Source organism: Streptosporangium brasiliense (assembly GCF_030811595.1).
Classification (GTDB): domain Bacteria; phylum Actinomycetota; class Actinomycetes; order Streptosporangiales; family Streptosporangiaceae; genus Streptosporangium; species Streptosporangium brasiliense.
This window is the reverse complement of record NZ_JAUSRB010000001.1, coordinates 565,302-576,744: the sequence shown is the minus strand read 5'-3', so window position 1 is coordinate 576,744 and position 11,443 is coordinate 565,302. Positions and strand designations below refer to the sequence as shown.

Sequence of the window (11,443 nt, the reverse complement as noted above, 5' to 3'; positions counted from 1 at the left end):
ACCCGAATGGTACACATGTGGTACGTCTGAAACAAGCGACTCGTGATGAACCGAGCTGGAGGCATTTGATGATCGTTCGCGGCGGGCCGGCGGGCATGAGCCCCGAGCTGGCCGGGCTTGCCGACACCGTCCTGCAACCCGGGTTCGTGGGGGTGGAGGTGCCCGACTGGCTGCGCAGGCGCCTGGCCGAGGGGCTCGGCGGGGTCGCGCTCTACTCCCGGAACATCGTGGACGGCGCGCAGGTCAGAGCGCTGACCGCGGCCCTGCGGGCGGAGAACCCGGACGTGGTGATCGCCACCGACGAGGAGGCGGGCGACGTCACCCGGCTGGAGGCGCTCACCGGCAGCTCCCGGCCGGGCAACCTCGCGCTCGGCGCGGTGGACGACGCCGAGCTGACCGAGGAGGTCGCCCGCGGGATCGGCCACGACATGGCCGAGGCCGGCATCACCCTGAACTACGCCCCCGTGGTCGACGTCAACTCCGACCTGGACAACCCCGTCGTCGGCACCCGCGCGTTCGGCTCCGACCCCTGGCTGGTGGCCCGGCACGCCCGCGCCTGGGTCACCGGCCTGCAGTCGGCCGGGGTGGCCGCCTGCGCCAAGCACTTCCCCGGCCACGGGGCCACCGCCGTGGACTCCCACAACGACCTGCCGACCGTGTCCTACTCCGCCGAGGAGCTCGCCGCCACGACGCTCCCGCCGTACCGGGCCGCCATCGAGGCCGGCGTCCAGGCCGTGATGACCGGCCACCTGCTCGTCCCCGCCTACGACCCCGCCGCCCCCGCCACGATGAGCAGCCGCCTCCTCGTCGGGCTGCTGCGCGAGGAGCTCGGCTTCGACGGCCTGATCGTGACCGACGGCGTGGAGATGCCCTCGGTCGCCGAGCGGTACGGCGTGACCGGCGCGGCCGTCCGCGCCCTGGCCGCCGGGGCCGACGCCGTCTGCGTGGGCGGCGAACGCAAGGGCGCCGGCGTGGTCGGGTTCATGCGCAACGCCATCGTGAACGCCGTGATCGACGGCACCCTCCCCGAGGAGCGCCTGGCCGAGGCCGCCGCCCGGGTGCGCCGCCTGGCGGCCTGGTCGGCCGGGCAGCGCCGGGCCGCCTGGGCGACGGGCCGGCCGGCGCCGGCCCCGGCCGGTCTCGCGGCGGCCCGGCGCGCCCTCCGGGTCCACGGCGAGGGCCTGCCGCTGACCTCGGCGCCACAGGTGATCGAGTTCGTGTCGGAGACGAACATCGCCATCGACCGGGCCACCCCCTGGGGCGTCGCCGCCCCGCTGGCCGCGCTGCTCCCCGGGACGAGCGCCGTGCGGCTCGGCGCCGAGGACCCGGACCCGCCGCTGACCGGCGGACGCCCGCTGGTGGTCGTGGTGCGGGACGCCCACCGGCACGCCTGGGTCTCGGCCCGGCTCGACGCGCTGCTGTCCCGGCGGCCCGACGCGGTCGTGGTGGAGATGGGCCTGCCGGGCCCCGCGACGCCCGGCGGCACGCACATCACCACCTACGGCGCGACGAGCGCGTGCGGCCAGGCGGCGGCCGAACTCCTGGCCGGCCACCCCGCCGGGATCCCCGCGGGCACGCACTGACCCGGCCGCCCCGCCGGGGTCCCCGCGGACCGCGCCGGAGCGGCCGGGTCACCTCCCGACGGACCCCGCGGACCCGTGGGCCCGGCCGCCGCTCCAGGGAGCCCCCGCCGGACCGTGCCGAGACGGCCCGATCACCCGGCGGACCCCGCGGACCCGCGCCGGAGCGGCCGGGTCACCTCTCGACGGCCCACACCAGCTCGTGCTGGAGCGGCCCGGGCACGGCGAGGAACTCCCCGTAGTCACAGGCGAGCGGCGCGAGCTGGGAGGCGTAGGCCAGCACGGCGCGCCGTTTGACCGTCCACTCGGCCCCCTCCAGCCGGATCCGCAGCACGGGGCGGATCCGGTGCCGCTCCGCGAGGGCCCGGACCGGCGGTGTGGCGGCCAGTGCCCGATCCGCCGAGGCGGTGCCCCACTCACGCGCCGCGGCGGCGTACGGAAGGTCGGCGTAGACCCACGGCTCCTGGACGCCGGCCCGCCACAGCGCCTCGAGCGCCTGGTCCCGGACCGCCTCGTGGTCGGCGTTGCCGATCCCCATCGGGACCAGCACCCGCGTATCCGGCGTGACGTGCGCGGCGAGGAAGTCCTCCAGCTCCCGCAGCCGGAGTCCGGCCGCCGGGACGTCGGGATGGGCCAGCGCCACCTGGTCCGCCCCGAGGATCTCGCACGCGCGGGCGTCCTCCGCCCGCCGCTCCCGCGCCGTCTCCTCGGCGGAGGCGAACCCGCACAGCCGGTCCCATGCCGAGACCTGCCCGCCCGGCACCCCGCCCAGCGCCGTGACGATCACCGCCGGTCCCCCGTCCCGCGCGAGCACTCCCGCCACCGACAGGGCCGCGTCGTCGAAGTGCGGCGAGACCACGACCGTCCGCCGGCTCACCCCGCGGCCCCGGCCCTGGTCAGCACGAGCCCGCGGCTGCCCCGTTTACGCAGGTAGGCCAGGCCGTCGCAGACGGATTCCAGCGTCGGCGGGGCGAGTTCGAGGCGTTCGGCCACCCGCCAGACCGACTGCCCGCGGAGCCACGGCCAGACCAGGTCGTTGAGCCGGCCGCTCTCCAGGGCGATGAGGACGCGGTCGGTCGGCAGGGCGTCGAGCAGCGCCAGGTCCTGGTCGTAGTAGAGCATCTCGATCAGCAGGTACGCCGCCGCCGGGCGGTCCCGGCGGGCGGCCAGGTCCTCCAGGCTGTCCGGCGAAACCTCCGCCCCGGGCCACCCCGCCACCCCGGGGACAGCCCCCGCCGTATCCGGGGAACCCGCGCCCGCCTCCACACCGGTACCGGAGCCCGTGCCCGTCCTCATCCGCCCGGCCAGCCGGGCCCGGAACCCGGCGTTGGGCTCGGTGGCGTGGACCGCGTAGCCCTTGCCGGCCAGCCGCCGGGTCAGCTCGCCCTCGCAGGCCCCCACCTCCACGATCGGCCCGTCGTCCGGCGAGCACCACCGGGTGACCCAGGCCGCCGTCGCGTCGAGCCGGTCGGCCTCGTACGCCGACCGGCCGAACTCCCACGGGTCGTCGGCCACCGCGGCGTCGTCACCCAGGCTGGAGATCAGCGCGTACAGCCGGTTGGCCTGCGTCACGTCGGCGGCGAAGAAGCGCTCGACCACCGGGACCCGGTCGGTGGTGACGAGCCGGTCGGCCACCCTGCTGCGCAGCAGCTCCCCGGCGTGCCGGTTGATGAAGTCGATCTTGATGTCGGCCTCGGCCCCGGTGAGCGCGGCCACCTCGCCGGGGACCGTCTGCAGGAACGGGTTGTCCCCGACGGAATACGTCACGGTCAGGCCGGGGACGGCGCAGGAGACGGTCCAGCCGAACCGGGCCCGGCGGATCCGGTGGTCGGCCGGCGAGTGGGTCCAGACCTCGGCGGGCGGCCCGTCCAGCCAGCCGGCCACCTCCTCCGGGGACGGCAGCGCGGCGGTGTTGCCGCCGGGCTCGACGAGGGGGGCCAGCAGCCGCAGCCGCTCCCGCGGGGACAGCCCCGCCGGCAGGGTCACTCCGGCCCCCGACTGCCCGACGATCACCCGGATGTCCCGATCGGCATGGCGCCTCAGGACGGAAACGAACTCGAGAGCGACGTCCTCGGCATGCAGCACGGCGATGACGACTGCCATAGATCCCCGATCCCTGATCACAGAAGGATGTCTTTTCCATGACATTTCCGCGCCAGCATAGACGATCTTCCCGGCGCCGCAACGGGTACGGACCGAGAAGGATCGCCTGTCTCATCGGGCTCTCAGGACGCGAAGATCTCCTCCCGCGCCTGCTCCAGAGCGGCGAGGACGGCGCCGCGCAGCACCGGGTTCCCCTCCACCTCGCTGGCCACCACCTGCGGGCGGACCGGGCAGATCCGGGCCACCGCCTCCTCTATCCGGGAGGTCAGCGCACCTCCGCCCGCCTGGCTGACCTCTCCGGCCAGCACCACGAGCCCGGGGTCGAGCACGACCGAGACCGAGGCCACGCCCAGCGCCAGCCGTCCGGCGATCTCATCCAGCAGGGGCTCTCCCCGCTCCCCCGCCGCGACGGCCGCCGCCACGCATTCGGCGGCGCTGCCCCCCTCGAAACCGTGGGTGGCGGCGAGCTCGGCCACCGCCTCCGCGCTGACCAGTGACTGCAGACCGCCCGCCAGCGACGGCAGCCGGCCGGGCACCGCCCGCACGTCGGCGGCCAGCGGCACGCCGGGTACCGGGAGGTAGCCGATCTCACCCGCGCTGCCGGACCGGCCGCGGTGCAGCCGGCCGCCGAGCACGACGCCGAGCCCGATGCCGCGGCCCACCCAGAGCAGCACGAAGTCGTCGACGCCGCGCGCCGCGCCCAGGGTGCGCTCGGCGACGGCGACGAGGTTCACGTCGTTTTCGATCTTGATATCGCGGCGCAGGTCACGGGCGAGCGCCTCGTGGATGCCCTCGTGCCAGCCCGGCAGGTCGAAGGAGAAGCGCACGTCCCCGGTCCGGGGGTCGACCACGCCCGGGGTGCCGATGACGACCGCCCGCAGCTTGGAGAGCGCGACCTTGGCCGACCGGCACGCCTTGACGACCGCGCTGTGCACCAGGGCGACCGGATCGTCGTGTCCGTTCGGCGCGACCGTCACCTCCGCGACGATCTCACCGTGGATATCCGCGATGGCGGTGGTGACGAATTCCGGGCCGACGTCCAGTCCCGCGACATAGGCAGAGGACGGGATAATTCCATAAAGCGCCGCATTCGGCCCTCGCCCGCCGGCCTGCTCTCCAGCCACCTCGACCAGACCGCGCTCCTCCAGGCGGGCGAGCGTCTGCGACGCCGTCACCTTGGAAAGGCCGGTGAGCTCCCCGATCTGGCCCCGCGTCAGCGGCCCCGAGTCAAGCAACAGCTCCAGGGCGGCCCGGTCGTTGATCTCCCTCAATAGCCTGGGCACGCCAGGACGTCGCTCCATATGCATGCTCTCTTGTTCGCCGTTTCCCCGTCGCTTTTACATTCAGCCAAGAATAGCGGTTCTATTCATTAATAAAGCTTCCTGATAGTTTAGCCCCATAGGGGTCTCCCAAGGGCCCCGGGTGCCCGCGGCGCGCCGCCCCCCTCCCCGCCGCGCTCTCGTCCCCGCCACCCTCCACCCGGATCCGGCGGGCGATCTCCGCCCGGATCCCCGCAGGCGCCGGGAAATCGAGGCTTGCGACGCCCGCCCGTCGCGTGGAACACTCCCGGAAACGGTAAAGGTTCTTTTCAGTTAAAGCCCTTCCGCGTGTGCGAGGCAGGTCTCGACATGGACACCATCATCAGGATCGCCGCCGACTACGCGGGGCGACCGACCCGGAGCGGACCCGTCACCATGGGGCAGGCCAACATGGCGCGCTGTGTGCTCCGCGACCCGCCGCTGCACATGAACTTCCGCGTCACCAAGCACCTCCCGGCGCAGACGACCTTCGCCACCGTCTCCGAGGCGGTCGGCCGGCTGCTCTCCCGGCACGAGAGCCTCCGGGCCACCATCCACGCCGGCGTCCAGAACGTGCCCGGTACGGGTGTCTGCCCCATCGAGGTGCACGGCGCCGGGGCTGGCGCCACCGAACACGACCTGGACGGGCTCGCCGAGGAGGTCGGCCTGCGGATGCAGGGCACCCGCTTCGACGTGGCGGCCGAGCTCCCCATCCGGATCGCCGTGATCACCGAACAGGACGCGCCCCGCCGGGTGGTCTTCGTCCTGCCCCACACCTCGGTGGACGCGATCGGCCTGGCCACCGTCATGCGCGAGTGGGAGCGCCTGGTCCGGGGCGACACCGTGCCCGCCCCGTGCCCGACGCAGCCGCTCGACCTGGCGGCGGCCGAGGCCACCCCGCTCGCCCAGCGCCGCAGCACGGCGGCGCTACGGCACTGGGAGACCCAGCTCAGGCGGGCGCCGCAGGCCATGTTCGCGGTCCGCGAGGCGGCCGACACCGGCGCGATCCGGCCGCGGCTCAGGGTCCGTTCGGCCGTGGCGGGCAGGGCGCTGGGCGCCGTCGCGAGCCGCACCGGGGCGAGCCGCTCGGTGGTGACGCTCGCCGCGCTGGGCGTGCTGATCGGCCTGCGCAGCGCGCAGCGGACCTGCGTGATCGCCTCGCTGTCGAGCAACCGGGTCCGCCCCGAGCTGCGCGACTACGTCGGGCCGCTGGCCCAGGACGCGCTGATGGCCGCCGACCTCGACGTCCCCACCTTCGACGACGCGGTCCGCCGCTTCCGCACCGCCTCCCTGGCCGGATACCAGCACAGCCGGTTCGACTCCACCGCTCTCTGGGAGGTCATCGAGGCCGTCAACGCCGAGCGGGGGGTGAACTTCGCCCGCGACTGCGTCTTCAACGACATGAGCGGCGTCGCCGTGGCCGGCCGGGAGGCTCCGCCCGCCACCGACATCGAGCACGGCTGGCTCCCCGAGGCCTCGCTCCCCGCGCATCTCGCCCTCTGGGCCAACCGGCTGGAGGAGGAGGTGGACCTGACGTTCTGGATCGATCCGCAGGTGATGTCCCGCGAGGAGGCGGAGAGTTTCGGGACCGGACTCGTCAGACTGCTGATCGAGGCGGGAGAGCGGACGATCCCCACCGTGGAGATCCCGGCCGTCTCCGGGGTCACGCCCGTCGAGCACGGCCCCGGATGGGTCCACGCCGATTCCTGCTGGGTGAGCCTCGCCGAGGTCGACCGGCTGGTCGGCGAGGCCGTCGGCGGACGGCCACACCGCGTGACCTACGGCGCCGACGGACGTCTGACCTGTCACGTCACCTCCGGGACCCCGGAGGAGATCCACGCCGCCTGTCTCGCCCTGCTGCCGGGCCGCACCTCCGCCATGACACCCCACCACTACGTCGTCCACCGGCCCGCCCCCGGGGAGAGCCCGCTGGACGGCCCCGTGGTGACCGAGGGTGACGGGCGCCGACTCGGTTCTTCCATAACCGCGCGCATAAGCAGTCAATAGCAAGCGGGATAATCGATTACATGCGTCTATCCGCTCGTGTCGACTATGCCCTGCGTGCCGCCGCCGAACTCGCCGCCGCCGGCGACGGACCAACCACTGTGGGTGAGCTGGCCAAAGAGCAGGACATGCCGCCCAAGTATCTGGAGAACATCCTCCTGCAGATGCGCCGGGCCGGCCTGGTCCGCGGCCAGCGTGGCCCCGAGGGCGGTTACGTGCTGGCCCGCCCGGCGACCGAGATCACCTTGGCCGACGTGATCCGCGCCGTGGACGGCCCGCTGGCCAACGTGCGGGGCGAGCGGCCCGAGCATGTCGACTACCGCGGCCCCGCCGAGTCCCTGCAGCAGGTGTGGATCGCGCTGCGGGCCAGCGAGCGGGCGATCCTTGAGGAGGTCACGCTCGACAGCGTGGCCACCGGCGCGCTCCCCGAGCGGGTCCGCCAGCTCGCCGCCGACCCCGCAGCCTGGGACTGAGCGGGCTCCCGTGCCCGAGGGCGACGTCGTCTACCGCGCTGCCGGACGGCTCGGCCGGGCACTCGACGGCCGGGTCCTGACCCGCTCCGACTTCCGTGTGCCGCGCCACGCCACGGCCGACCTCACCGGCCGGACCGTGCTGGAGAACGTATCGCGCGGCAAACACCTGCTCACCCGGATCGAGGGCGGCCTGACCGTCCACACCCATCTGCGCATGGACGGGAGCTGGCAGATCTCACCCGCCACCCGCCGCCCGCCCCCGGGCGACGTGGTCCGGCTGGTGCTCGCCAACGCCGAATGGCAGGCGGTGGGCGTACGGCTCGGCGTGGTCGACCTGGTGACGACCGATGAGGAGCGCCGGCTCGTCGGGCATCTCGGGCCCGACCTGCTGGGACCGGACTGGGATCCGGCGGAGGCCGTGCGGCGGCTGTCGGAGAGACCGGGGACGGCCATCGGGGAGGCGCTGCTCGATCAGCGCAATCTGGCGGGGATCGGCACCATCTATCGGGCCGAGACGTTGTTCCTCGCGGGGGTCTCGCCGTGGCGGCCGGTGGGGGCGGTCGAGGATGTCGGGAGAGTGGTGACGCTCGCGCAGCGGTTGATGCACGCCAACAGGGAGCGGCCTGAACGCGTGACGACGGGCGACCTCCGCCCGGGACGGGGCAGTTGGGTATACGGCAGGGCAGGACGGCCTTGCCTGCGCTGCGGACAACGGATCAGTCGCGGGGAGATGGGTGCACAGCCGCAAGAACGGCTGATCTTCTGGTGCCGTCACTGCCAGCCGGGAGAACCGACCGGCTAAGCGGCGACCATGTCGTTGACCTCGGGGAAAACGGATTCCGGGAGGGCGCCGCCGGGCACGGTCTCGGCGATCGGCAGACGCTCCCGTTCGGGGACGTCGCCGGCAAGCACCGGGGCGTGCTGGAGCTCGGCCAGCGCGAACTGGTCGGAAACCTCACGGAGCACCTGTGAAAGCGGCACACCGAGGGCGCCGCAGATTGACGCGAGTAGCTCAGAAGATGCCTCCTTCTGGCCGCGCTCCACCTCGGACAGGTATCCAAGGGAGACACGGGCCAATGTGGACACCTCACGCAGCGTGCGGCTCTGCCGCACGCGCAGCCGCCGCAACACGTCACCGAGCAGCTGACGCAGCAGGACCATCTGTCGCTCCCTCCCCGGCGCGGGCGTCTGCACAACACTCCGCGCGATCGGTTCGTGCCGCCCGTTCTTCGAACTCGACCCTTGGTACATACTCCTCGCCGTCATCATCGCTTGACCTTTACCTCACTCACATCTCCACCGTACCTGTATCGACCAACACCGCGGCAGACCGTGATGAGCATGTTCGCTGGGGACGTAACGCGGTAATCACCCGGAATGTTCCCCCAAGTTCGTCTCGAGCACACCTTGAAGTAGGTCCACAGCCTCGTTCACCGTCGATTGCCGAATTTCCTCACGAGTCCCGTCAAGACGGAGGTCCCGGTGCCATACCCGCCCATCTGGCCCGCTAACAGCCAGATGCACGGTGCCGACCGGCTTGCCGTCCTGCGGGTCGGGGCCGGCCACGCCGGTGGCGGCCAGGCCGTACGTGGAGCCGGTGAGCTCGCGCACGCCGACCGCCATCGCCGCGGCGACCCGCGGGTGCACGGCCCCCTCACGCTCCAGCAGGTCGGCGGGGACCCCCAGCAGGCGGTGCTTGAGGTCGGTGGAGTAGGAGAGGACCCCGCCCACGAAGGCCGCGGACGCCCCCGAGGGGGCGGTGAGCGCGGCGCCGATCAGCCCGGCCGTCAACGACTCCGCTACCGCCACCGTCTCGCCCCGGCGGACGAGCAGGGAGAGCACGTTGGTGGCGGCGAGCAGGCGGTGACTCATCAGGCCCGCGCCCGCTTCGCCACCTGCCGCAGTTTGACCGCGCGGACCACGTAGTCGAGCCCGGTCCCCACGGTCACGACGACCGCCGCGCCCATGACGGCCCAGCGGATCGGCTCGGGCACCTCCGGCCACATGTAGGAGACGATCGCCGCGATCTGGAGCACGGTCTTCACCTTCCCGCCGTAGCTGGCGGGGATGACGCCGTGCCTGATGACGGCGAACCGCAGGAGGGTGACGCCCAGCTCCCTGCCCAGGATCACGGCGGTGACCCACCAGGGCAGCTCGTCCAGGACCGAGAGGCTGATCAACGCGGCGCCGATCAGCGCCTTGTCGGCGATCGGGTCGGCGATCTTCCCGAAGTCGGTGACCAGTCCGTAGCGGCGGGCCAGCTCGCCGTCGAGCAGGTCGGTGAGCGAGGCGACCAGGAAGACCACCAGGGCCGTGACCCGCCAGCCGGCCCCCGGCAGGAACAGGCAGACCACGAAGAACGGGACCATCGCCAGCCGTATCACTGTGACGACGTTGGCGATGTTCCACGCGCTCACCTTGGGGCGCGCGGCTGCCGCGGTCGCGTCAGTGCCGGTCTCTGGCGTGTTGGTCATACGCTCTCCCGGCCCGGCGGCGCGCTCATGGTGCGACCTTTATGCGGGCGATCAGATCGACCCCCTCGGAGTCGACCACGACGGCCCGGACGATCTGGCCGGGGACCAGGCCGATGCCCTGGACCGTCACGGATCCGTCGACCTCCGGCCCCTGGTGGGCCGCGCGGCCTTCGTAGCCGCCGTCACCGAGGTCCTCCTCGATGAGGACGTCCACCTCGGTGCCGATCCGCTCCTCGGCCCGCTGGGCCATGAGCTCCTCGGCCAGCTCGGTGAGCGCGGCGACGCGGGCGTCGACGACCTCCTGCGCCAGCTTGCCGGGCAGCTCGGCCGCCTCGGTGCCCTCCTCGTCGGAGTAGCCGAAGACGCCGATCACGTCGAGCCTGGCCTCCTGGAGGAAGGACGTCAGCTCGCCGAACTCCTCCTCGGTCTCGCCCGGGAAGCCCACGATGAAGTTGGAGCGCACACCCGCCTCGGGGGCGATCGCCCGGACCGCCTCCAGCAGGTCGAGGAAGCGCCTGGGGTCGCCGAAGCGGCGCATCCGGCGCAGCACCGAGCCGCTGGCGTGCTGGAAGGACAGGTCGAAGTAGGGGGCCACGCTCTCGGTCGAGGCGATCATCTCCAGCAGGCCCGGGCGGAGCTCGGCCGGCTGCAGGTAGCTGACCCGCACCCGTTCGATGCCCTCGGTCGCGGCCAGGGAGGGCAGCAGCTTCTCCAGCGCCCGCAGGTCTCCGAGGTCCTTGCCGTAGGAGGTGGAGTTCTCGCTGACCAGCACGAGCTCCTTGACGCCCTGCCCGGCCAGCCACGCGGCCTCGCCCAGGAGCTCCTCCGGAGCACGCGAGACGTAGGCGCCGCGGAAGGCCGGGATGGCGCAGAACGTGCAGCGCCGGTCACAGCCGGAGGCCAGCTTCAGCGACGCCACCGGGCCGTCGGCCAGGCGCTTGCGCAGCGGCCGGGGGCCGCTGGCCGGGGCCAGCCCCTCGGGCAGCTCGCCGTGGCCGGGGATGTTGGTCTTGGGCGCGGCCGCGCGCTCGACCGGCGAGATGGGCAGCAGGGTCCTGCGGTCACGGGGACTGTGCGGGACCAGCGGCTTGCCCGCCAGCACGTCGTCCAGGCGCGTGCCGATCTGGGTGTAGTCGTCGAAGGAGATGACGGCCGACGCCTCGGGCAGCGCGTCGGCGAGCTGATCGCCATAGCGCTCGGCCATACAGCCCGCGGCGACCACCTTGGCCCCGGAGTCGGCCGCGGCGAGCAGCGTGTCGATGGAGTCCTTTTTCGCTGAGTCGATGAAGCCGCAGGTGTTGACGACGATGACATCGGGGTCGTCGTCGCCCACCTGCCAACCGGCAGCCTCAAGACGCGCGGCGAGCTCCTCGGAGTCGACCTCGTTGCGCGCGCAGCCCAGTGTTATCAGCGATGCGGTTCGGCGGGATGACATGGTGAACACTACGGTATCGGGAGTTGGCCACCACCGATGCACCTCCCCCATCACAAGCTCGCTGCGGACCGGCCAC

Annotated in this window: 11 protein-coding genes; 4 read left to right on the top strand and 7 right to left on the bottom strand. The window is 72.8% G+C overall.

Annotated features, from left to right (window positions below; all coding sequences use genetic code 11):
- Positions 1–68 precede the first annotated feature (68 nt).
- A complete protein-coding gene (locus J2S55_RS02600; protein WP_306856995.1) occupies positions 69–1,583 on the top strand; it encodes a glycoside hydrolase family 3 N-terminal domain-containing protein in 1,515 nt (504 codons plus the stop codon).
- Between the two features lie 172 nt (positions 1,584–1,755).
- On the opposite strand, the gene J2S55_RS02595 is transcribed toward J2S55_RS02600, so the two are convergent.
- From J2S55_RS02595 to J2S55_RS02585, 3 genes are all read right to left on the bottom strand, one after another.
- Positions 1,756–2,457, bottom strand: a complete 702-nt coding sequence (locus tag J2S55_RS02595) for a PIG-L deacetylase family protein (protein ID WP_306856994.1) — start codon at positions 2,455–2,457, stop codon at positions 1,756–1,758.
- Complete coding sequence (locus J2S55_RS02590; protein WP_306856991.1) at positions 2,454–3,683, bottom strand: hypothetical protein; 1,230 nt, start codon at positions 3,681–3,683, stop codon at positions 2,454–2,456. Before J2S55_RS02590 ends, J2S55_RS02595 begins: the two co-directional genes overlap by 4 nt.
- Before the next feature lie 122 nt (positions 3,684–3,805).
- Entirely contained in the window at positions 3,806–4,984 is a 1,179-nt protein-coding gene (locus tag J2S55_RS02585; protein WP_306856990.1) for an ROK family transcriptional regulator, read from the bottom strand.
- Between the two features lie 327 nt (positions 4,985–5,311).
- Here J2S55_RS02585 and J2S55_RS02580 point away from each other — a divergent pair, with 327 nt between their 5' ends.
- The 3 genes from J2S55_RS02580 to J2S55_RS02570 are packed head-to-tail and all read left to right on the top strand — an operon-like array spanning position 5,312 to position 8,260.
- A complete protein-coding gene (locus tag J2S55_RS02580) occupies positions 5,312–6,988 on the top strand; it encodes a condensation domain-containing protein (RefSeq protein WP_306856989.1) in 1,677 nt (558 codons plus the stop codon).
- 20 nt (positions 6,989–7,008) lie between these two features.
- Positions 7,009–7,458 carry an RrF2 family transcriptional regulator gene (locus J2S55_RS02575; RefSeq protein WP_306856987.1) on the top strand — a complete coding sequence of 150 codons (450 nt, stop codon included), beginning with the start codon at positions 7,009–7,011 and terminating at the stop codon, positions 7,456–7,458.
- Positions 7,459–7,468: 10 nt separating this feature from the next.
- The gene (locus J2S55_RS02570) at positions 7,469–8,260 is read left to right on the top strand and encodes an Fpg/Nei family DNA glycosylase (RefSeq protein ID WP_306856985.1); all 792 of its coding nucleotides are present in this window, start codon (positions 7,469–7,471) and stop codon (positions 8,258–8,260) included.
- Here the strand turns inward: J2S55_RS02570 and J2S55_RS02565 are convergent.
- From J2S55_RS02565 to rimO, 4 genes are all read right to left on the bottom strand, one after another.
- Positions 8,257–8,619, bottom strand: a complete 363-nt coding sequence (locus J2S55_RS02565; RefSeq protein ID WP_306856984.1) for a helix-turn-helix domain-containing protein — start codon at positions 8,617–8,619, stop codon at positions 8,257–8,259. The genes J2S55_RS02570 and J2S55_RS02565 overlap by 4 nt on opposite strands.
- A gap of 207 nt (positions 8,620–8,826) precedes the next feature.
- Complete coding sequence (locus J2S55_RS02560; protein WP_306856983.1) at positions 8,827–9,330, bottom strand: CinA family protein; 504 nt, start codon at positions 9,328–9,330, stop codon at positions 8,827–8,829.
- On the bottom strand, positions 9,330–9,932 hold the full coding sequence (gene pgsA, locus J2S55_RS02555) for a CDP-diacylglycerol--glycerol-3-phosphate 3-phosphatidyltransferase (RefSeq protein ID WP_306856982.1): 603 nt from the start codon (positions 9,930–9,932) through the stop codon (positions 9,330–9,332). Before pgsA ends, J2S55_RS02560 begins: the two co-directional genes overlap by 1 nt.
- Before the next feature lie 25 nt (positions 9,933–9,957).
- Complete coding sequence (gene rimO / locus J2S55_RS02550) at positions 9,958–11,367, bottom strand: 30S ribosomal protein S12 methylthiotransferase RimO (RefSeq protein WP_306856980.1); 1,410 nt, start codon at positions 11,365–11,367, stop codon at positions 9,958–9,960.
- Positions 11,368–11,443: the final 76 nt, after the last annotated feature.

Excerpts from the sequence above, each read along its gene's own strand:
- J2S55_RS02600 (WP_306856995.1), top strand. The coding sequence starts at position 69 with ATGATCGTTCGCGGCGGGCCGGCGGGCATGAGCCCCGAGCTGGCCGGG.
- J2S55_RS02590 (WP_306856991.1), bottom strand. The coding sequence starts at position 3,683 with ATGGCAGTCGTCATCGCCGTGCTGCATGCCGAGGACGTCGCTCTCGAG.
- J2S55_RS02585 (WP_306856990.1), bottom strand. The coding sequence starts at position 4,984 with ATGGAGCGACGTCCTGGCGTGCCCAGGCTATTGAGGGAGATCAACGAC.
- J2S55_RS02580 (WP_306856989.1), top strand. The coding sequence starts at position 5,312 with ATGGACACCATCATCAGGATCGCCGCCGACTACGCGGGGCGACCGACC.
- J2S55_RS02575 (WP_306856987.1), top strand. The coding sequence starts at position 7,009 with ATGCGTCTATCCGCTCGTGTCGACTATGCCCTGCGTGCCGCCGCCGAA.
- J2S55_RS02565 (WP_306856984.1), bottom strand. The coding sequence starts at position 8,619 with ATGGTCCTGCTGCGTCAGCTGCTCGGTGACGTGTTGCGGCGGCTGCGC.
- J2S55_RS02560 (WP_306856983.1), bottom strand. The coding sequence starts at position 9,330 with ATGAGTCACCGCCTGCTCGCCGCCACCAACGTGCTCTCCCTGCTCGTC.
- pgsA (WP_306856982.1), bottom strand. The coding sequence starts at position 9,932 with ATGACCAACACGCCAGAGACCGGCACTGACGCGACCGCGGCAGCCGCG.
- rimO (WP_306856980.1), bottom strand. The coding sequence starts at position 11,367 with ATGTCATCCCGCCGAACCGCATCGCTGATAACACTGGGCTGCGCGCGC.